Source organism: Streptomyces cahuitamycinicus, assembly GCF_002891435.1.
Taxonomy (GTDB): Bacteria; Actinomycetota; Actinomycetes; order Streptomycetales; family Streptomycetaceae; genus Streptomyces; species Streptomyces cahuitamycinicus.
In genome coordinates this window covers 19,678-37,920 of the sequence record NZ_POUC01000028.1, presented here as the reverse complement: position 1 = coordinate 37,920, position 18,243 = coordinate 19,678, and the positions used below count along the sequence as shown (strand labels likewise).

Genomic DNA, 18,243 nt, shown 5'->3' with positions numbered 1-18,243 from the left:
GGCCGGAGGGGCCAGCGGGGATCCCTTGTCCGGGTCACGCGGTAATCCCGTGCAGGCACCGCCCGCTACGCAGTCCGGCCGCCCGCGGGCCGCTTCACGCTGCCCCGGCCGGGCGTCCGGGTCCGCCTGCGCGCGTTCACGGCGTCGCCGCGGACCCTGACGAGTACGGATGTACGGGAAGCCGTGCTCGGCCGGGCGGACTGACGGCGGCGTCAGGCCGTGGCCCGACGGCGGCGTCAGGCCGTGGCCCGGGTGAAGCGCAGGGTGGCCTCGACCGTGGCCTGGCCGCGGATCATGCCCAGCTGGTTCCAGCCCATGCCGAACTGCTCGCGGTCCACGGTGAACTCGGTGTCCAGGGTGAGGCTCCCGGCGTCCTGGTCCGTCACGCGGGCGTCCAGCGCCAGGGGCCTGCTGATGCCGCGCACGGTGAGCTGGCCGTTGACGTGCGCCCGGTTGCCGTCACGGAGTTCGGCGCCACGGGCCGCGAAGGTGATCTCGGGGTGGTGGTCGGCGTCGAAGAACTGCTCCGACCTCAGGTGGGTGTCGCGCTTGGCGTGCCCGGTGTCCAAGGAGGCGACGTCGAAGGTCAGGGTGCCGACGGCGGACCCGTCGGGCCGGACCTCGCCCTCGCCGCTGACGACGCCGAACGTGCCCTTCACGGTGACCAGGCCCCACATGGTCTTGTGCCGGATGCCGACGGTCGAGGCGGTCGCGTCGAGCTGCCACTGTCCGGTTTCCACGGCGACGGTCATGATGGTTCCCCTTGTGGTGTCGTTCAAATTTGGATGACCGCTCGGACGCTAGCAGTTAATTCAATCTTGGACAACCAACTGCTCCAAATTTGAACGACAGGTAGAATCGGCACCATGGCCGACCCCGAGGAGCACCCCACCGACCTGCCGTCCCTCGGCGGTGGCGGGCTGCTGCCCGCCGAACTGCGCGCCTGGATGCTGCTGCTGGCCGCGACAGGCGCCGTGGAGCAGCGGCTGCGCACGGTCGTGAAGGAGAAGCTGGACGTCTCGCACGACGAGTTCCTGGTCCTGTGCCTGCTCGCGGAGCAGCCCGAGGGCGGCCTGCGCATGACGCGCGTCGCGGAGCTCCTGGGCCGCCCCAAGACCCGCCTGACCTACCAGGTCGCCTGCCTCCAGCACGCCGGCCTCGTCGCCCGCAGGTCGGTCTGCGGTGACAAGCGGGGCGTCGAGGTCGCCCTCACGGACAAGGCGCGGCACCTGCTCCAGGAAGCCTCCGCCCCGCTCGCCGAGACGGTCACCCAGTCCCTGGCCCGCTTCATGGGCCCGGACCAGTGCGCGGCGATGCGCGGGCTGGTTCCGGATCTCGAGGAGGAGCCCCGCCCGGAGTGAGAGGGGCGGCTTCGCTTTTCTCTACACGGTCGTAGAATCCGGGAACACCGGCGCGACGGAACGCGTTGTACCGGAGAACACACAACATCTTGAAGGAGCACGTTGTTGTCCGCCAGACCGACGGACCCTCCGGGGCACAGTCCCCGACCATCCCGCCACAGCACCAGTGATCGCGGCACCCGGCGGGGTGGTGTTCGATGAGTGCCGCCGAGGCCCTGCTGGGCCTGCTCGCCGTGTTCGTGCTGACCGCCGGCACCGGCTACTTCGTCGCCCAGGAGTTCGCCTACGTCTCCGCCGACCGGCTCACCCTCGCGCGTGAGGCCGAAGCCGGGGACCGCAGGGCGGCCCGCGCCCTCACGGTGCTGGAGCGGCTGTCGTTCATGCTGTCCGGCGCGCAGCTCGGCATCACGGTCACCGGTCTGGTGGTCGGCTTCATCGCCGAACCGTCGGTGTCCGCCCTGCTCAGGCCCGCCCTGTCGGGGCTCGGCCTGCCGGACGCGGCCGTCGGCGGCATCGCCGTCGTACTCGCCTTCACCCTGGCCACGGTCGTGCAGATGGTGCTGGGCGAACTCGCCCCGAAGAACCTCGCGATCGCCGTGCCCGAGCGGCTGGCGAAGGCGCTGGCACCGTCCACCCTGGCGTATCTGAAGGTCGTCGGACCTGTCGTACGGGTCTTCGACCGCGCGGCCGACCGGCTGCTGCGCAAGGCCGGGATCGAGCCCGTCGAGGAACTGCACCACGGCGCCACGCTGGAGGAGCTGGGCCATCTGATCGGCGAGTCCCACGAGCAGGGCGAGCTGCCCGAGGACACCGCCGCGCTGCTGGACCACGCGCTGGAGTTCTCCGAGCGCTCCCTCCACGAGGTGATGGTGCCGCGCGCGGACGCCGTGTTCGTGCGCAAGGACGCCGGCGCCGAGGAGGCGGTCGGTCTGATCGCCCGGCACGGCCACTCCAACTACCCGGTGCTCGGGGACCACCCGGACGACATCGTGGGGGTACTGGGCGTGCGCGAGCTGATGGCGCTGCCCGCCGCCCGCATGGCCGGTGCGCGGGCCGGCGAGGTGGCCCGGCGGCCCCTGCTGCTGCCGGACACCCTCACGCTGCCCGACGCGGTGACGCGGATGCGGGAGCAGGACGACGAGTTCGCGGTCGTCCTCGACGAGCACGGCGGCGTTGCGGGCGTCGTCACCTACGAGGACATCGCCGAGGAGCTGGTCGGTGACATCGCCGACGAGTCCGACAAGGTCACCCTGCTCGCCGTCGCGGACGGCGACGGCTGGCTGGTGGACGCCGGCCGCCGGGTGGACGAGGTGGCCGAGGCGACCGGTGTCCGGCTGCCGGAGGACGACGACTACGACACCGTGGCCGGCCTGGTCGTGGACCGGCTCGGCCGCTTCCCGACGGTCGGCGACCGCGTCACGATCGGGCTGCCCGGGGGCGGCCGGGCCGTGATCGACGTGCGCACGCTGGACCGGCACGTGGCCGACCGGGTCCGGATCAGCCCGCTCGTGGAAGCCGAGGAGATGGCGTGAGTTTCCCCATGGCGGTCTTCGTGACCGTGCTGCTGCTGATCGGCAGCGGCTTCTTCGTCGCGGCCGAGTTCGCTCTCGTGGCCGCCAAACGGCACCGGATGGAGAAGGCGGCGGCCGACGGGCGGCGCGGCGCCGGCGCGGCCCTGGCCGGCATGCGCGAGCTGTCGCTGATGCTGGCCGGCGCCCAGCTGGGCATCACCGTGTGCACGCTGGGCCTGGGCTCGGTGTCCAAACCGGCGATCTCGCACGAACTCGACCCGCTGCTGCACACGCTGGGCCTGCCCAGTGCCGTCAGCTACGGCGTCGCCTTCGCCGTGGCGATGGTCGTGGTGGTGTTCCTGCACATGGTGGTCGGCGAGATGGCGCCCAAGTCCTGGGCCATCGCCCACCCCGAGCGTTCGGCGATGCTGCTGTCGCCGACCTTCCGGGCCGTGGTGCGGGCCGTGCGTCCGCTGATCCGGCTGCTCGACTCGGTGAGCAACGCGCTGGTGCGGCTGTGCCGGGTGGCCCCGCGCGGCGAGCTGGCCTCGGTGCACAACCGGGAGCAGCTGACGCACCTGGTGGAGGAGTCCGAGCGGCTGGGCCTGATCAGCGCGACCGACTCGGAGTTGCTGACCCGTTCGCTGACCGAGCCGGACACACCGGTCGCCGCGCTGCGGATCCCGGCCTCCGAGATCACCTGGGCCGAGGGCGGCGCGGACGTCGAGGCGCTGCTGCGCTTCGCCGCGGAGCACGACCGCACCCGGCTGCTGGTCCGGGAGGACGGCGCCGTCCTCGGCTCGGTGCACGCCCGGGACGCCCTGGTGGCGCGGGCCCGGGGGCGGGCCACGACCGCGCGGGACCTCGCCCGGCCGGTGCCCGAGCTGGCGGAGACCGCCACGGTCGCCGAGGCGATCGAGGTGCTGCGCCGCCGCCGGTCGTCGCTGGCCGTGGTCCGGGACGGCTCCGGCCGGCTCACCGGCCTGGTCATCCTGGACGACCTGCTGGCCCGTCTGATGCAGCCGGCCGCGGCGGCCTGACGGGGACGGGGCCCGAACCTCCAGCACATCTGCACACCGCGGGCCGGGAGGCGGAGCGCCGCCCGGCCCGTCGGCGGGTCCCTTCCCCGGCAGGGGAGCTTGGTGGCGAAGTGCCCGCTTCGGGAACCGGGGCGCAACACTCCGGCACCCGGCCGGGCGACGGACTCTGTGAAGGAATGGGCTCATCCGGTGACCCCGCGGTCACAGTGGTGAAGGCGACCGCCCGAAGGAGCCGCGCATCGCCGGAGGCCGGTTGGCTCTCCTCTCCGGGGAGTGTTTTGATCCTGCGCACGGCGGGAGCAGCCGGTAGGGGCGCTGGTCCCCGGATTCCGGCGTCACTCGCGCTCACCGCCACTGCGAGACATTCACGCGAAGGGAAGCACCCCCATGAACCTCACCTCTCGGGTCGCCACCGCCGAGCTCTCCGACGCCGACCTGGACACCGTCGCCGGCGGCAACGCGGGCGGCGTCGATGCCTCCGCGGGCCTCGTGGGCGGACTCTCCGCCGGCCTGGTCGGTCCCCTGACCGGCGAGGCCTGCGCCGCCCTGCAGGCGACCCTGTCGCCGGAGGGCGCGGCTGCGGGCGCGCACGCGGGCGTCCGGACGACGTCGCTCTGACGACCTCCGCGCGACGGGCCCCGGGAAGCGTTTCCCGGGGCCCTTTCGTGTGCGCGCGGCGGTGGCCGTCACCTATCGCAAACGTGAGGAATTCGCGAAGCACGTGACGGAAATCTGGACACCACGGGGGTGGGTAACGCGGCGAGGAGCCGTGACGCAGACTTACTCGGACCCCTCAGATCCCGGCTGCAAACCGATTGGAACCCGCCGTGAAGACCGACTCGACCCGAGCCGAAGAACTGCCGATCTACGAGAGCCTCATACGCGAACGGGGTGACGTCGTCGAGGAGGCCCGTGTGGTGGCCGAGGAGACCCAGCACCAGATGAGCCAGGCGCTGAACGGTGTGGCCACGGCCCCGCACGAGACCGGCGCACACTGATCACCCGCTCAGCGGGTCGTGGCCCCAGTTCATCAGGGAGTGCCGCCACCGCGTGTCCCGGACGTCCCCGGAGGGCCGCTGGGCCTGGTGGCGGCGGACGTAGCCGACGACCTTGCGCATGTGCCGGTAGTCGTCGTCCGTGAGGTCGCCCTTCCTGGCCCTCAGGATGGCCACGATCCGGCGGCCGGAGGCGTGCCCGGTGGACTCGCCCCCGTCCTGGTGCTGACCGGCGCTCGTCGATTCGTCGGACTCCAGCCACTGCTCCAGGTCCGCCGGTGTCATGTTCACCAGCTCACGGAAGTCGTTCCAGGTCTCCTCGCGCTCCTCGCCGTCCACGCCGCCTCACTTCTTCTTGAGGGCGGACGGCTTGTGCACCGCGGTCCTGCCGGACTTGTCGCTGCGCACCTCGTACCGCGGCTCCTCCGGCGAGGCGTCGACCGTGCGGCCCGATGCCTCGGTCCGTTCGGTGATCTCCCTCTCCACCTCGCCCTCGGTCCGGCTGCCGTGACTGCTCCAGGTGACCTTGTCGCCCTTCTTCGGTTTCCCGCCCTCGCTGCGGCCCTTCGCCATGCCGGTGCTCCCTCGCGGAGAAGTGTGCTGTTCCTCCAGCGTGCGGGCTGTGCGGTCAGGGCGCAGCCCGACGGGCACCGGTCCGGGTGGCGGCCTCTGTGCGGAACGCCCACGCCATGCCCGGTTCCGTCACGGGGCGGAAGACCCGCCGTACGGACGGAGTGCACAGGACGGTGACGGCCACGGCTGCGACCAGAGTGGCGGCGACCGGGCCGGCGGGGCCGCGGACCCAGGCCGGCTCGTACCAGCCCCAGTACTTCGCGGCCTGCGCCACGAAGCCGTGCAGCAGGTAGCCGCACAGCGTGCCGGCGCCCAGCACGGTGAACCATGTCCGGCGCCCGGGCACCCAGGCGAGGAAACAGCCGGCCAGGACGAGCGAGCAGCCGAAGGCGGCCAGGGTCATCACGGGCCCGTACCAGAGGGGGACGCCCAGCTCCGGGGCGCTGTCCGCGTGGAAGAACCAGGCGTAGTCCATCCGCGGGACCGCCCAGTACGCCACGGCCAGGGCGCAGGCGGCCACCGGCACGGCGAGGATCCGGGCCGCACGCCGTCGTACCAGCCGGAAGTGCTCCGGCCGCAGCAGCAGACCGAGCACGAAGTACGGCAGGAACTGCAGGGTGCGCTGCAGATCGAGGTCGTGGCCGATGGACGGGACGGTCGTCGCCAGCATCGCGACGGCCAGGGCGAGCGGAAGCGGCCACCGCACCAGCCGCCACAGGGGCGTGGTCAGCCGCCAGAGGAACAGCGCCGCGAGGAACCAGGTGAGATACAGGGGATCCAGCAGGCTGACCGGGCGGTCGGGGTCCTGGCTGGTCCAGCGGGTGAACAGGGTGTACGCCGTCTCGAACACCACGTACGGGACGACGACGCCGGTGAGCAGGCGCCGGAGCCGGGCGGGGCTGCCGTCGAAGGTGCGGGAGAAGTAGCCGGAGATGATGATGAAGGCCGGCATGTGGAAGGCGTAGACGAGCATGTAGAGGGCGGTGACGGCCCTGCTGCCCTGGCGCAGTGGCTCCCAGGCGTGTCCCACGGCCACCAGCACGATCGCGAGGTACTTGGCGTTGTCGAAGAACGCGTCCCGCTGCCGGACCGGGCGGGGGGCCGCGTCCTGCTCCTTCGTCCCCGGCGCCCGCGTCACCTCGGTCCCGGGAACGGCCGTGGTCATCGTGTCACTCACGGCACCTCCCGCAACGACTGGAGGCGTGGGTGCCTCTTGCGGCCGGGAGCAAGGGGGTGGGGTGCGCGCAGAACATCGCCCGCACCCTAATCACAGGGCCCTGCGTTCGTTCAACTCGTAACGGAGGTTGCTCGCTTCGGTTCATGCCCGGGTGTACGCGCGAAGGCGGGCGATCGTCTCCCGGGGGGCTCAGGTCTCCTTCCACACCAGCGCGGTCAGTACGGCGCTCACGACGGTGACGGGGACGCCCGCCTGGTTCAGCAGCCGCACCCGCATGCTGCGCCCCCGGGCGAGCCGCTTGGTCACGGGCACCACCACGAAGCTGCCGCCGCCGGTCCCGGTGATCTCGTGGATCGGGTGGTCGGCCCGGTGCTCGTCGCCCGCGTACTCCGACATGCGCGCCTGCACGACCGCACCCGCCGGCAGTCCGTCGATGTGGAGGCTGACGGTGCCGCTGAACCGGGCCGGGCCCCGGGCGAACACGCTTCCGCCGGTGCCGTGGTGGCCGGTCTCGTCGGTCCACTCCGCGGTGAACTCGACCGAGTCCCAGGCGCCGGGCGCGAGTCGGTACTCCCTGGCGACACCGAGGTTGACGTACTGGGGCATGGGGTCCTCTCCTTCCCACCGGCCCGCCGGGAGGGCCAGGGCGTCGGCGACGTCGCGGCGGAAGCCGGCCATGTCGAATCCGCGCGGGTCGACCTTCCAGTCGCTCCACTCCAGGTGGCCGATGGCGCTCTTGTGGCCCCAGCCGTGCGCGCGGCAGATCGCGGCGGTGGCCTTGACCATCGCGAGGTACTGGGCGGGCGGCCACGGATCCTTGCCGTCGCCCCTGTTCTCGCACTCCCAGCCGTAGAAGCGGGCGTTGCCGTCGACCGCGCCGGCCGAGCCGTCGTGCTCGCGCGTCGGGGGCGGATACGTGCCGTACGACTCGCCGATGACGGCGTCGAGCACGTCACGGTCACCGCCTCCGGCGTGGTTGGCCCGGCCGTTTCCGGTGAGGTGGACGACTCCGTCCTTGGTGATGCACCCGGTGGCGAGCGGGCCGGGCAGGGCGCTGTGGCCGTGGAAGATCAGTCCGACGACGTCCGTGCCGGAGCCGGTGACGGTGTGGTGGATCATCGCGCCGTGCACGGGACCCCAAGGGCCTTTGTGATTACGGTTGTTGGTGCGCCAGCCGGATACTTCGCGAACGGCGCAGCCCTCGGCCTTCAGCGCGGCGACGAGCCGGGCGGCGGTGAGCGGGGTGGCCATGAGTCAGTCCTCCGTTCCGGCGCGTGCGTGCCGGTCTGAAGACGGTCCGATCACATCGGGGGGAGCGAGCCTGATCTCGGAGCTCGCCCGGCGGCGGCGCGGGTCGGCGGATCGTTTGCCCGCGAGTTCCGGGTGTGCCGCGCCAGGCCCTCACCATTCTCGCGCCGCTCGCCCCGTCGCTCACCTCGCCGTTGGCCACGTCCGCAAAATCGGCGCGATTACGACGCCGCCGCACCAAGGAGGTCCCGCGGCACGTCGTAGCCGACGAACTCGAACATGAGCAGGCCGGGACGCCGGGCCGGGGTGTGCCGGCGAACCTGTGCACCCCCACTCCGTAGCCGGCCGACGGCAACGCCGCAGATGCGCGTGCCGGACCCCGCGTCAGCGGGCTGCTCCGAACGAAAGGCGCTCGGTCCGACCGGCCGTCGCGGACGACCGGATTTCGACGGTCGTCCGCGGTCCGCGGCGAGGGTCGACGGCCGTCCGCGGACGTCGGCGGGTCCGGGTGGGGGAGCCGGCGGGCTCGGTGGCGAGGAGGATCGCGGAGGGCACCGGCAGGGCGACGTCGGGCTTCGCGCACGGGGACGACGAACGGGCCGGTTCCGACGGGGATTCGGAACCGACCCTTCGTCAGGCGGTGCAGCGAATAACGGGCCCGGTGCTCACCGGTTCGGGCGGCGGTATGCCTTCACGACGCTGGCGTAGCTGTTCTTGGCGTGGCCCTGTGCGATGACGCCCTCCATCAGCGCCTCGGAGTACTTGGGCAGTTCGGTGTCGACGCCGAGCGCCTCGGACTCCTCGACGAGGTGCTTGAGCGCGCCCAGGTGGGTCTCCAGGGTCGCGTCGTCGGCCGGGAACTTCTCGTCGCCGGCGTCGATCTGCGCGGCGTAGTCGGCCGTGAACATCTTGATGGCGTCGAGCCACATGTGCGCCCACGGCAGGAATTCCTGCGCCTTGACGCCGCCGGTCTCCACGATGGCCACACCGTGCAGGAAGCTGTTGAGGGCACCCCACATCAGGCCGAGCAGCGACACGTCGAACAGGGCGGGCTTGCCGTGGTCGGTGCCGAGGTAGGTGGTGCCGCCGCCGAGGAGCTTCAGCACGGGCTCGTGGGCGTCGAAGACGGCCTGGTCACCGGCGTAGAAGAGGACGGAGGTCGCGGCGCCGATGCCGGGCGGGGTGATCATGATGGCGCCGTCGAGGTACTGTGCGCCGTTCTTCTCCGCCCACTCGGCGGTCTGCCGGGCCTGCTCGGAGGAGCCGGTGGTGAGGTTGACGACGGTCTTGCCGCGCAGGGCGTCGCCCAGCGGGCCGATGACGTCGTGCACCACGTCGTACGTCGACACGCACACGACCACGAGGTCGCCGGCGCCGACGGCGTCGGCGGGGTTCGCGGCGAGGACCGCGCCGTCCGCGACGAGTCCGTCGCCCTTGCCGGCCGAACGGTTCCACACGGTGGTGGCGTGGCCCGCCCTCAGGAAGGCGGCGGCCAGGGCCTGCCCCATCAGGCCGAGGCCGAGCACCGACACCGAGGTGTGGTTGTCACCCATGAATGTGTTCCTCCAGTACGAAGTGGTGTGCTGTGCGGTCCGGCACGCGGGGCGCGCCGGTGGAAAGGACGGTCCGGGGCGTCGACTCGGAGGAAGACGGTGCCGGGCTCCGGGCCCGACCAGGACGCGGCCCTGCGGTGCGAGGTCGGCGTCGGCGTTGGCGAGGGCGTGCGAAGGACACGGAGGGCTCCGGGCCGACCAGGACGCGGCCCTGCCGTGCGGCGTCGGCGTTGGCGAGGGCGTGCGAAGGACACGGCGTGGTGAGCCGGCACGAAGACGTCCTCGGTGACCGCGGTGGCACTGCCGGTGGCGGCGCCGGCCGAGACGTCCCAGTCGTCGGAGGCGGCCAGGGTGCCGTCGGGACCGAGCCGCTCCCGGTGGTCGTGGAAGCTCACCGTCGAAGTCCGGCCGCAGCCGGGCCCGGGAGGCCGGCCGTTCCGTCGTGACGTGCCCGAACCGGCCCTTCCCTGATGCCGCCGACGATGATCGCCGGTCGCGGTCGCTCATTCTCGGCCACCTGCCCCCGCCTCCGTGTCCCGCCGAAACCGCACTCCTCGGGGAACCCTGACCCATGCCCCTTCGGGTTCGCTTCGGACGACTTCGGATCCGCTTCGGACCACTTCCGAAACGGTGCGGGAACGCCCTGCGGAGCGGTGGCCGAGCCCTTGTCGTCGCCGGTCACGCCGGTCGCCGGGCGGTTACGCTGGAGATCATGGAATTCGGGGTGCTGGGGCCGCTGGAGGTGCGCACGGACGAGAGTCGTGTCGTGCGGGTACCCGAAGTCAAGGTGCGCCTGCTCCTCGCCGATCTGCTCGCCCACCACGGGCAGGTCGTGCCGACGGCGCGGCTCATCGAGGACCTGTGGGGCGGCTCGACGTTCACGGCCCGGCCGACGGCGTCGCTCCAGGCCAAGGTCTCCCAGTTACGGCGCGCGTTGGAGGACGCGGAGGCGGACGGGCGCGAACTGATCGCGCACCGGCCGCCCGGGTACGTCCTGGACGTCCCGGCCGGAGCGATCGACGCCGGGCGGTTCCGTGAACTGGTCGCCCGGGCCCGGTCCGGCGAGGACCCGGTGACGCGGGCGGCGCTCTACACCGAGGCGCTGGCGCTGTGGCGCGGCCCCGCCTTCGCCGAGTTCGCGGAGCAGCAGTCCGTGCGGCCGACGGCGGCGAGCCTGGAGGAGGAGCGGCTGACGGCGGTGGAGGAACACGCCACCGTGCGGTTGGAGTTGGGCGAGCACAGTCTGCTGGTGGGCAAGCTGACCGAGCTGGTGGCGCAGCACCCGCTGCGCGAGGGGCTGCGGGGCGCGCTGATGTGGGCGCTGTACCAGGCGGGGCGCTCCTCCGACGCGCTCGACTGCTTCAACGATCTACGGCGCCGGCTGGACGAGGAGTTGGGGCTGACTCCCGGTCCGTCCCTGGAGGCGCTGCAGCAGGCCATCCTGCGCCACGATCCGGTGCTGGCCCGGCCGGAGCCACCCGCGCCGTCCGTCGCGGGAGTGCCGGCGGGGCCGGGGCCGACCGGGCCGGCCTCGCCCCTGGTGGGCCGCGAGCAGGACGTCCGGGCGATCCGGGCCCTGCTCCTGCGGCGCCGCCTGGTGACGCTCACCGGGCCGGGCGGGGTCGGCAAGACCCGCCTCGCCCAGGCCACGGCGGAGAGCCTGGCGGGCGCGTTCGGCGACGGCACCTGGCTGGTGGAACTCGCGGACGCCGGGGGCCTGGAGCGGTTCGCCGGAGCGGAGGCGCTCGCCGAGCAGGTCATGGCGGCGCTGGGGATCCGGGAGAGCACCTCCGACGACGACGCCGAGGGCCCCACGGACCGCCTGGCGAACGCGCTGGCCGGCCGGAGGCTGCTGCTCGTGCTGGACAACTGCGAGCACGTCGTGGAGGCCGTCGCTCAACTGGCCGGTCTGCTGCTGAACCGGGCCCCGCGGCTGAGCGTCCTGACGACCAGCCAGGAACCACTGCGCACCCGTGACGAGACGGTGTATCCGGTGGCGCCCCTGTCGCTGCCGCCGGAGGACCGCCCGGACCTCGACGCCCTGACGAGCGCGGGGGCCGTACGCCTCTTCGTCGACCGGACCAGGGCGACGGACCCGGAGTTCGTGCTCGACGCCACCACCGCCCCGCTGGTCGCCGATGTGTGCCGGCGCCTCGACGGCATCCCGCTCGCTCTGGAACTGGCCGCCACGCGCGTGAGATCGCTGGGCATCCGGGAACTGCACGACCGGCTCGACGACCGGTTCCGGGTGCTCAACAGCGGCTACCGGGACGCCCCTTCACGCCACCGGACGCTGCAGGCGACGCTCGACTGGAGCTGGGGCCTGCTCGACGACCGTGAACGGACCGTGCTGCGCAGGCTGTCGGTGTTCGCCGAGGGGTGCGGACTGCGGGCGGCCGAGGACGTGTGCTCCGGCGGCGGTGTGTCCCCCGCCGACGTCCTGGACGCGCTGAGCCTGCTCGTGGAACGCTCGCTGGCCGTCCGCACCGAGGGACCGCAGGGACCGCGCTACCGGCTGCTGGAGTCGGTCGCGGTCTACGCGCGTGACAAGCTCGCCGAGTCGGGTGAGCACGCCGGGACCGCCGCCCGGCATCTGCGCCACTGCGTCCGCCTGGCCGAGCGGGCCAGGCCGCATCTGCACGAGCGGGAGCAGTCGCGCTGGTTCCAGTACCTGGACCTGGAGGCGGCCAATGTGCAGCGCGCACTGGCCGAGGCCGACCGGGCCGGGGCCGCGCAGGAAGCGCTGCGCCTGGTGAACTCGCTGACCTGGTACTGGTACGTCCGTGGCCGGCTGGGCGAGGCCCGCAGGGCGCTGGCGACGGCCCTCGACACGCCGGGCGAGGCCGCGCCCGAGGAGCGCGTGGAGGCGGTGTTCTGGTACACGGGCATCCGGTTGCTGCTCGGCGAGCACGACCGGGAGTGCGACGCCCTGGAGGAGTACCCGCCGGAGTCGACGCTGGAGTCGACCAGGGCCCAGTGGTTCCTGGCGCACGCGCAGTGGACGGTGGGGGCGCTGGTCAAGGGCGAGCAGCGGGTCGAGCGCGTCCTGGTGCGCTTCCGCACCCTGCGCGACGCGTGGGGCACCGCCGCCGCGCTGACCACGCGCGCGTGCTTCGCCCTGGCCCGCGGGGACCTGGAGTCGCTGCGCGGCAACGCCGAGGAGGCCCGCGCCCACTTCGCTGAACTGGGCGACCTGTGGGGCCGGCTGAAGACGACGGACGTGCTGGGCAGGCTCGCCGAGATCAACGGCGACTACGACCTCGCCGCCCAGCTGCACCGGGAGAGCCTGCGCATCGCCCAGGCACTGGAGACCTGGCCGGAGATGTCCACGAAGCTGTCGGGTCTCGGCAGGATCGCCCTGCTCACCCAGCGCTACGACGAGGCCGACGACCTGCACACGCGCGCCCTGCGGATCGCGGTGGGGCAGGGCAACCAGCCGGCCGAGCAGTTCGCCGCGCTGGGCCTCGCCCTGAGCGCCCGCCGACAGGGCCGCCTCGACGCCGCCGAGGAGTGGCTGCGGCCCTGGCTCGCCTGGAACCGCCGGCGCGGCGACGGCCCCGGCCTCGCACTGGTCCTGGCCGAACTGGGCTTCATCGCCGAACAGCGCGGCGACGCCGACCGTGCCCTGACCTACCACCGGGACGGTCTCGCGGCCGCCGCCACGACCAAGGACCCCCGGTCGGTCGCGCTGGCCCTGGAGGGCCTGGCAGGGGCGTACTCCCTGTCCGGCGCCCCGGAACGGGCGACCCGCCTCCTCGGCACGGCGGCGGCGACCCGTGAACGGGCGGGCGCCCCGCACCCCCCGGCGGAACGGGGAGACGTGGAGCGCATCGCGGCCCGTCTGCACGCCGCACTGGACGAGGACACGTACACACGCGAGTTCACGGCAGGCACCGAGCGCCGTCACGAGGCCGAGGCCGAGGCGGAGTCGACGCACCCGCGAACTCCGTGAGTCGCCGGCCTCGCACCCGACCACCCGACGGTGTCGTGTTCGCCGTAGCGGTCACAGGCCGGTCAGGATCTGCGGGGCCAGGTTCTTGATCATGGTGTTGGTCCAGCGCATCTGCCGCAGCGTCTCGGGGTGGCACGCGGACGCCAGGTCCAGCAGCCCGTCGTCCTTCGTGGCCTGTGCGGCCTGGGCGAGCATCTCCCAGTGCAGGGAGTTCTCCGCGGCGGCGAGGTGGAGCTCCCGCAGATCGCGCAGGAGCAGCAGACCGGGTTCGGGGCGGTGGCCCACCGCTTCGGACGCCTTCTCCGTGACGGCGGACAGCAGCTGCGCCAGAGGCGTACCGGCGGAATCGCCGAGGTTCAGGCCGTAGTGGTCCGCGGTGTCGGACAGGCGCTGGACGTGGACGCGGGACCAGCCGGCGAGGTCCAGGGCGACGTGGTGGACCTCGTGCTCGGTGCGGTGGCGCCCGGCCACGGACGTCAGGTGCCCGGCCAGGTTCTTCTCACCGTGATGGAGGACCCGCAGGGCGAGGGTGATGCCGTTCACCGGGCCTCCTTCCGGGGGCTGTCCCACGTGGGGTCGGCCGACTCGGTGACGAGCGCGGACCGGCCTCCGGTCGTGGCGGGTACGGCCCCGGCCCCGGCGGCCGACGCGGGGGCGGACGCGGTGGTGGTCGGGGCGGGTGCGCTGCCGCCGTCGCCGCGTTCGACGAGGCGCAGCGCTGCCGCGGCGGTCTTGAACAGCGGCTGTTTGGAGACCGGGTCCCAGTCGGTGACGGTCGTCTCGTTCGCGGCCCGCCCGGGGGTGTCCCGGCCGGGGGCGTGACCGGCTTCGGTGTCCCAGTAGCCGTAGTGGAAGGGGACGAAGAGCAGTCCCGGGCGGATGTCGGTGACGCGCAGCCGGCCGCGCAGGGCGCCGCGTGGCGTGCCGACTTCCACCAGATCGCCTTCGCCGAGTCCGAGTGCTGCCGCGTCGGTGGTCGATGCCTCCACCCACACGTCGGGGGCCGCCGCGTTCAGCTGGGGTGCCCGGGCGGTCTTGGTGCGGGTGTGGAAGTGGTAGACGGTCCGGCCGGTCGTCAGCTGGAACGGGTACTCCTCGTCGGGCAGCTCGTGCGGCGGCAGGTAGTCGGCCGCCTTCAGCATGGCCTTGCCGTCGGGGTTGAGGGAGCGGTACTCGACGACCTCCTGGGACGCGCCGGTCACCAGATCCTTGCCGTAGGACTCGCACTCGTCGGGGTGGGCCCAGGTTATGCCGTCGGTGTAGAGGCGGTCCGTGCCGTCGAGGGCCTGCTCGTTGCACGGCCATTGGATGCCGCTGCCTCCTCGCAGCCTGGCGTGGTCGAGGCCGGTGTAGTCGCACGGGCGGCCCGCACTGCACCGTTTCCACGCCTCGAACGCCGACTCGGGGTCGTGCCAGGTGATCAGCGGACCGCCGTCCTTGTCGCGGAAGTCCATCCGGGCGGCGTAGTCGAGGAAGATGTCCAGGTCCGGCCTGGCATCGCCGGGCGGTTCGACGGCCTTGTCGGACAGGTGCACGGTGCGGTCGGCGTTGGTGAAGGTGCCGGTCTTCTCGCCCCAGGTGGCAGCCGGGAGCACCACGTCGGCCAGTTGGGCCGTCTCGGTCAGGAACAGGTCCTGCACGACCACGAAGAGCCGGTCCTGCCCCAGGATCGAGCGGATCCGGGACAGCTCGGGCAGGGAGACGGCCGGGTTGGTGCCGCTGATCCACAGCATGCGGATCGAGCCCTGCTCGGCGTAGCGGAACATCTGCATCGCGTGCGTGGGGGGCGCGTAGTGCGGGATGGTCTTCGGGTCGACGTTCCACACGCGTGCCAGGTCGGCGACGTGGCTGTCGTTCTGCCAGTTGCGGAAGCCGGGCAGGTCGCCGTCGGCGCCGCATTCGCGGGTGTTCTGGGCGGTGGGCTGGCCGTTCATCTGCAGGACACCGGCGCCGGGCCTGCCGAGCATGCCGCGGATCAGGTGCAGGTTGTTGATCTGGACGGCGGCCGCGGTGGCCTGGTGGGACTGGTAGACGCCTTGCAGGACGGTGGACAGCAGTCTGTCCGCCGTCCCGAGGAGTTCCGCGGCCGCCCCGATCTGCGCGGCGGGCACGTCGCAGATCTCGGCAGCCCATGCCGGGGTGCACTTCTCCACCCGGGCGGCCAGTTCCTCGAAGCCGACGCAGTGGGCCGCCATGAAGTCGTGATCCACACGGCCGGTGCGGATGATCTCGTGCAGGAGAGCGTTGAGAAGGGCGACGTTCGTGCCGAGACGGGGGGCCAGGTGGACGGCCGCCCTGCGGGCCACCTGGGTGGGGCGCGGGTCGACGCACACCAGGCGGGGCGGGTCGCCTCCCTCCAGCCGGTCGAGGATGCGCATCCACTGCACGGGCTGGGTCTCGGCGAGGTTGTGCCCGAACAGGGCGATGACGTCGGCGTGGTCGATGTCGTCGTAGCAGCCGGGCTGCCCGTCGCAGCCGAAGGACTCCTTGAGCGCCTCGGCGGCGGTCGCTGTGCACAGCCGGGTGTTGCCGTCCAGATGGTTGGTACCGATTCCGGCGCGGGCCAGCACCGCGAGCGTGTAGTACTCCTCCAGGAAGAGCTGCCCGGAGGTGTAGAAGCCGATCGATCCCGGACCGCGCTCGTCCAGCAGCTCCCGTGAGCGGGCGGCGACCCGCTCCAGCGCGGTGTCCCAGTCGCACTCCACCAGAGTGCCATCGCGCCGGACCAGCGGCCTGGCGAGCCGGTCGGGCGAGGCATTGGCCTGCCAGGCGAAGAGATCCTTCGGTCCGAGCCGGCCGCGGTTGACGCGGTCCTGGGCCCGGCCGCGGACGCCGGCCATACGCCCGTCCGCGACGGCGACGTCCATGGCGTCCCCGTCCGAGTGGAGGATCGAGGCGGTCTGCACCCACCGCTCCACCTGGTCCTCGGCGACGCCTTCCGCCAAGTAGGTGTCCACGCGCGCGGGCCACGACTCGTGCCGCCCGTAGGGAGTCCGCGCACCCCACGGCTGCGCGATACGGTCCACCGACGGGTCCACGCCTGCCTCCCGGCACCCACTGCGGTTGCTGTGCGCCGCGCGCGTCATCGGTACCCGTGGGGTGTGGTGGTACCTGACTCTCCTGTCGCGGAGCCTCGAATCGGGTGAGCCGCCGGCCCGCGGGGACCGGTTCGCCTCGCGCTCACCGGTCCGCGCGGCCGGCTCAGGCCGGGTGGTCCGGCTGCTGCTCGGGAGGCGTACCGCCGCCTTCGCCTCCGCCCTTGTCGCCGCGGTCGGTGCCGTGAGGGTGGCCGCCGCCCTTTCCGGCGGGCTGGGCCGCCTTGCGGGCCTCGCTGTCCTGCGGAGTGCCCGCGCCCTTGTCACTGCGCCGCAGCTCGGGCTGTTGCGGGTTCGACATCAGCTCTCCTCCTTGCGTCACCGCGCATCGCCTACCGGTCACACGGGTGACTCGTCGTCTCCGGCCGAAACACTCAGCGAGGCATTTTCCCGTGAGCTCGCCCGTCTGTTCCGGGAGCTCGCGTCTGTGCCATGAGCTCTCCCGCCGAGAAGTCCGGCAACGTCCGAGCCGCAGGTGCTCCGCCTCCCGCTACGCGAGCGTCCGGATGGTCATTCCGCTGCGTGGCCGGGTGGGGATGCGGTTCAGGGGGATGCTCAGGTCCTGCGGCGGCACCTGGTAGTCCAGGGCCGCCAGGCGCCGGGCGAGCGTCTCCAGGATGCCCACGGCCATGGCCTCGCCGGGGCAGCGGTGTCCGTTCCGTGGGTCCGCGCCGCCTTGGGGGATCAGTTCGTCCCGGCCGGGCGGCTGGTCGAGGAAGCGTTCGGGGCGGAAGGCGTAGGGGTCCTTGAACAACCGCTCGTCGTGGTTCTGGCCGTGGACGTCCAGCAGGACCAGGCCACCGGCCGGGACGTGGCGGCCCTGCCAGGTCAGGTCGGTGACGGCCCGGCCACCCAGGAACGGGGCGAAGGGGTAGAACCGTCGCACCTCGTGGGCGAACGCCGTGGCGTAGCCCTCCTCGCCCGACCGGAGCCGCTCCTTGTGCTCCGGCCACCGGTGCAGGGCGTGCGCGGCGAAGGCCACGAACCAGCTCAGCGCGGTGGCGGGCCGTATGACGTTGAGCAGCTCCACCGCGGCGATCCGGGGCGTCAGCTCGGCACCGGAGGCGTCGCGGTACCGGCAGACGCGGTCGAGCACGCAATCCGCGGGGGGCCGGACCGTGCCGGACCTCACCTCTGTGATGAGGGCGGCGAAACGCTGTTCCTGCCGGGTACGGGCCCTCCTGGCCCGCCAGTGCCGCGGGCCCGCCGTGGCGAAACCGTCCACCATGGCCAGCAGATCACGCGCCAGCGGCTCCTCCTCGTCCTCGGCGAGGGGAACGCCGGCCCACCGGCAGACCCCGCGTGCGACGACCCGGCCGACGGCGTCGAAGAGCACCACCTCCGGCTGCGCCCGCCAGCGCGGTACGGCCTCGTCCCAGGCGTCGGCGATGTGACCGGCCGAGCCCGTCACCGCGTCGGTCTCCAGCAGCGGCAGGAAGAACGCCTTGCGCTGCCGGTGCGCGTCGCCGTCGAGGGTGTGGACCGCGCCGTGGCCGAAGAGGGTGCTCAGGACCGGGCCGGGCAGCGCGCCGTGGCGCCGGACGTGCTCCTCGTCGTAGAAGAAGCCGACCGCGTCCGGACCCCGTACGGCCAGGGCCGGGTGGCCGAGGACGCGGAGGTTCAGCGCCGTGTCGTTCTCGGCGCGCATCAGATCGGGCAGCCAGGCGTAACCCTCGGTGAGCAGAGCCAGGGACTCGGGAACCAGTCGGTGGGCACTCATGCCCCGGGAGTGCCCACG

The 18,243-nt window shown here is 72.6% G+C and carries 16 protein-coding genes; 6 read left to right on the top strand and 10 right to left on the bottom strand.

The window, feature by feature from the left end; translation table 11 throughout:
* Positions 1-236: 236 nt before the first annotated feature.
* Positions 237-752 carry a YceI family protein gene (locus C1J00_RS06555; RefSeq protein ID WP_102908084.1) on the bottom strand — a complete coding sequence of 172 codons (516 nt, stop codon included), beginning with the start codon at positions 750-752 and terminating at the stop codon, positions 237-239.
* Positions 753-866: 114 nt separating this feature from the next.
* Between C1J00_RS06555 and C1J00_RS06550 the strand changes: the two genes are divergently transcribed.
* The 5 genes from C1J00_RS06550 (at position 867) to C1J00_RS45085 (ending at position 4,910) form a co-directional block, all read left to right on the top strand.
* The gene (locus C1J00_RS06550; RefSeq protein WP_102908083.1) at positions 867-1,361 is read left to right on the top strand and encodes a MarR family winged helix-turn-helix transcriptional regulator; all 495 of its coding nucleotides are present in this window, start codon (positions 867-869) and stop codon (positions 1,359-1,361) included.
* A 197-nt stretch (positions 1,362-1,558) separates the two neighbouring features.
* Positions 1,559-2,893 (top strand): hemolysin family protein, encoded by a 1,335-nt coding sequence (locus C1J00_RS06545; RefSeq protein ID WP_102908082.1) that lies wholly within the window; start codon positions 1,559-1,561, stop codon positions 2,891-2,893.
* Positions 2,890-3,912, top strand: a complete 1,023-nt coding sequence (locus C1J00_RS06540; protein ID WP_102908081.1) for a hemolysin family protein — start codon at positions 2,890-2,892, stop codon at positions 3,910-3,912. The genes C1J00_RS06545 and C1J00_RS06540 overlap by 4 nt, the downstream gene beginning before the upstream one ends.
* Positions 3,913-4,299: 387 nt before the next feature.
* A complete protein-coding gene (locus C1J00_RS06535; protein WP_102908080.1) occupies positions 4,300-4,530 on the top strand; it encodes a hypothetical protein in 231 nt (76 codons plus the stop codon).
* Between the two features lie 209 nt (positions 4,531-4,739).
* The gene (locus C1J00_RS45085; RefSeq protein ID WP_180989438.1) at positions 4,740-4,910 is read left to right on the top strand and encodes a hypothetical protein; all 171 of its coding nucleotides are present in this window, start codon (positions 4,740-4,742) and stop codon (positions 4,908-4,910) included.
* On the opposite strand, the gene C1J00_RS06530 is transcribed toward C1J00_RS45085, so the two are convergent.
* The 5 genes from C1J00_RS06530 to C1J00_RS06510 form a co-directional block, all read right to left on the bottom strand.
* A complete protein-coding gene (locus tag C1J00_RS06530; RefSeq protein ID WP_102908079.1) occupies positions 4,911-5,246 on the bottom strand; it encodes a DUF3140 domain-containing protein in 336 nt (111 codons plus the stop codon).
* A 6-nt stretch (positions 5,247-5,252) separates the two neighbouring features.
* Complete coding sequence (locus C1J00_RS06525) at positions 5,253-5,480, bottom strand: hypervirulence associated TUDOR domain-containing protein (protein ID WP_102908078.1); 228 nt, start codon at positions 5,478-5,480, stop codon at positions 5,253-5,255.
* 55 nt (positions 5,481-5,535) lie between these two features.
* Entirely contained in the window at positions 5,536-6,657 is a 1,122-nt protein-coding gene (locus C1J00_RS06520; protein ID WP_245936227.1) for an acyltransferase family protein, read from the bottom strand.
* Positions 6,658-6,846: 189 nt separating this feature from the next.
* Positions 6,847-7,908, bottom strand: coding sequence for a peptidoglycan recognition protein family protein (locus tag C1J00_RS06515; protein ID WP_102908077.1), 1,062 nt, complete (start codon positions 7,906-7,908; stop codon positions 6,847-6,849).
* A gap of 662 nt (positions 7,909-8,570) precedes the next feature.
* The gene (locus C1J00_RS06510) at positions 8,571-9,458 is read right to left on the bottom strand and encodes an NAD(P)-dependent oxidoreductase (RefSeq protein WP_102908076.1); all 888 of its coding nucleotides are present in this window, start codon (positions 9,456-9,458) and stop codon (positions 8,571-8,573) included.
* Between the two features lie 712 nt (positions 9,459-10,170).
* On the opposite strand from C1J00_RS06510, the gene C1J00_RS06500 reads away from it, so the two are divergent.
* Positions 10,171-13,410 (top strand): AfsR/SARP family transcriptional regulator, encoded by a 3,240-nt coding sequence (locus tag C1J00_RS06500; RefSeq protein ID WP_102908074.1) that lies wholly within the window; start codon positions 10,171-10,173, stop codon positions 13,408-13,410.
* Between the two features lie 51 nt (positions 13,411-13,461).
* Here the strand turns inward: C1J00_RS06500 and C1J00_RS06495 are convergent, their stop codons facing one another.
* The 4 genes from C1J00_RS06495 to C1J00_RS06480 all read right to left on the bottom strand — a co-directional run bounded on the left by C1J00_RS06495 (position 13,462) and on the right by C1J00_RS06480 (position 18,225).
* Positions 13,462-13,953, bottom strand: a complete 492-nt coding sequence (locus C1J00_RS06495) for a hypothetical protein (RefSeq protein WP_102908073.1) — start codon at positions 13,951-13,953, stop codon at positions 13,462-13,464.
* A complete protein-coding gene (locus C1J00_RS06490; RefSeq protein ID WP_102908072.1) occupies positions 13,950-16,448 on the bottom strand; it encodes a molybdopterin oxidoreductase family protein in 2,499 nt (832 codons plus the stop codon). Before C1J00_RS06490 ends, C1J00_RS06495 begins: the two co-directional genes overlap by 4 nt.
* A gap of 163 nt (positions 16,449-16,611) precedes the next feature.
* Positions 16,612-16,806 carry a hypothetical protein gene (locus C1J00_RS06485; protein ID WP_102908071.1) on the bottom strand — a complete coding sequence of 65 codons (195 nt, stop codon included), beginning with the start codon at positions 16,804-16,806 and terminating at the stop codon, positions 16,612-16,614.
* Positions 16,807-16,995: 189 nt separating this feature from the next.
* Positions 16,996-18,225 (bottom strand): cytochrome P450, encoded by a 1,230-nt coding sequence (locus C1J00_RS06480; protein ID WP_102908070.1) that lies wholly within the window; start codon positions 18,223-18,225, stop codon positions 16,996-16,998.
* Positions 18,226-18,243: the final 18 nt, after the last annotated feature.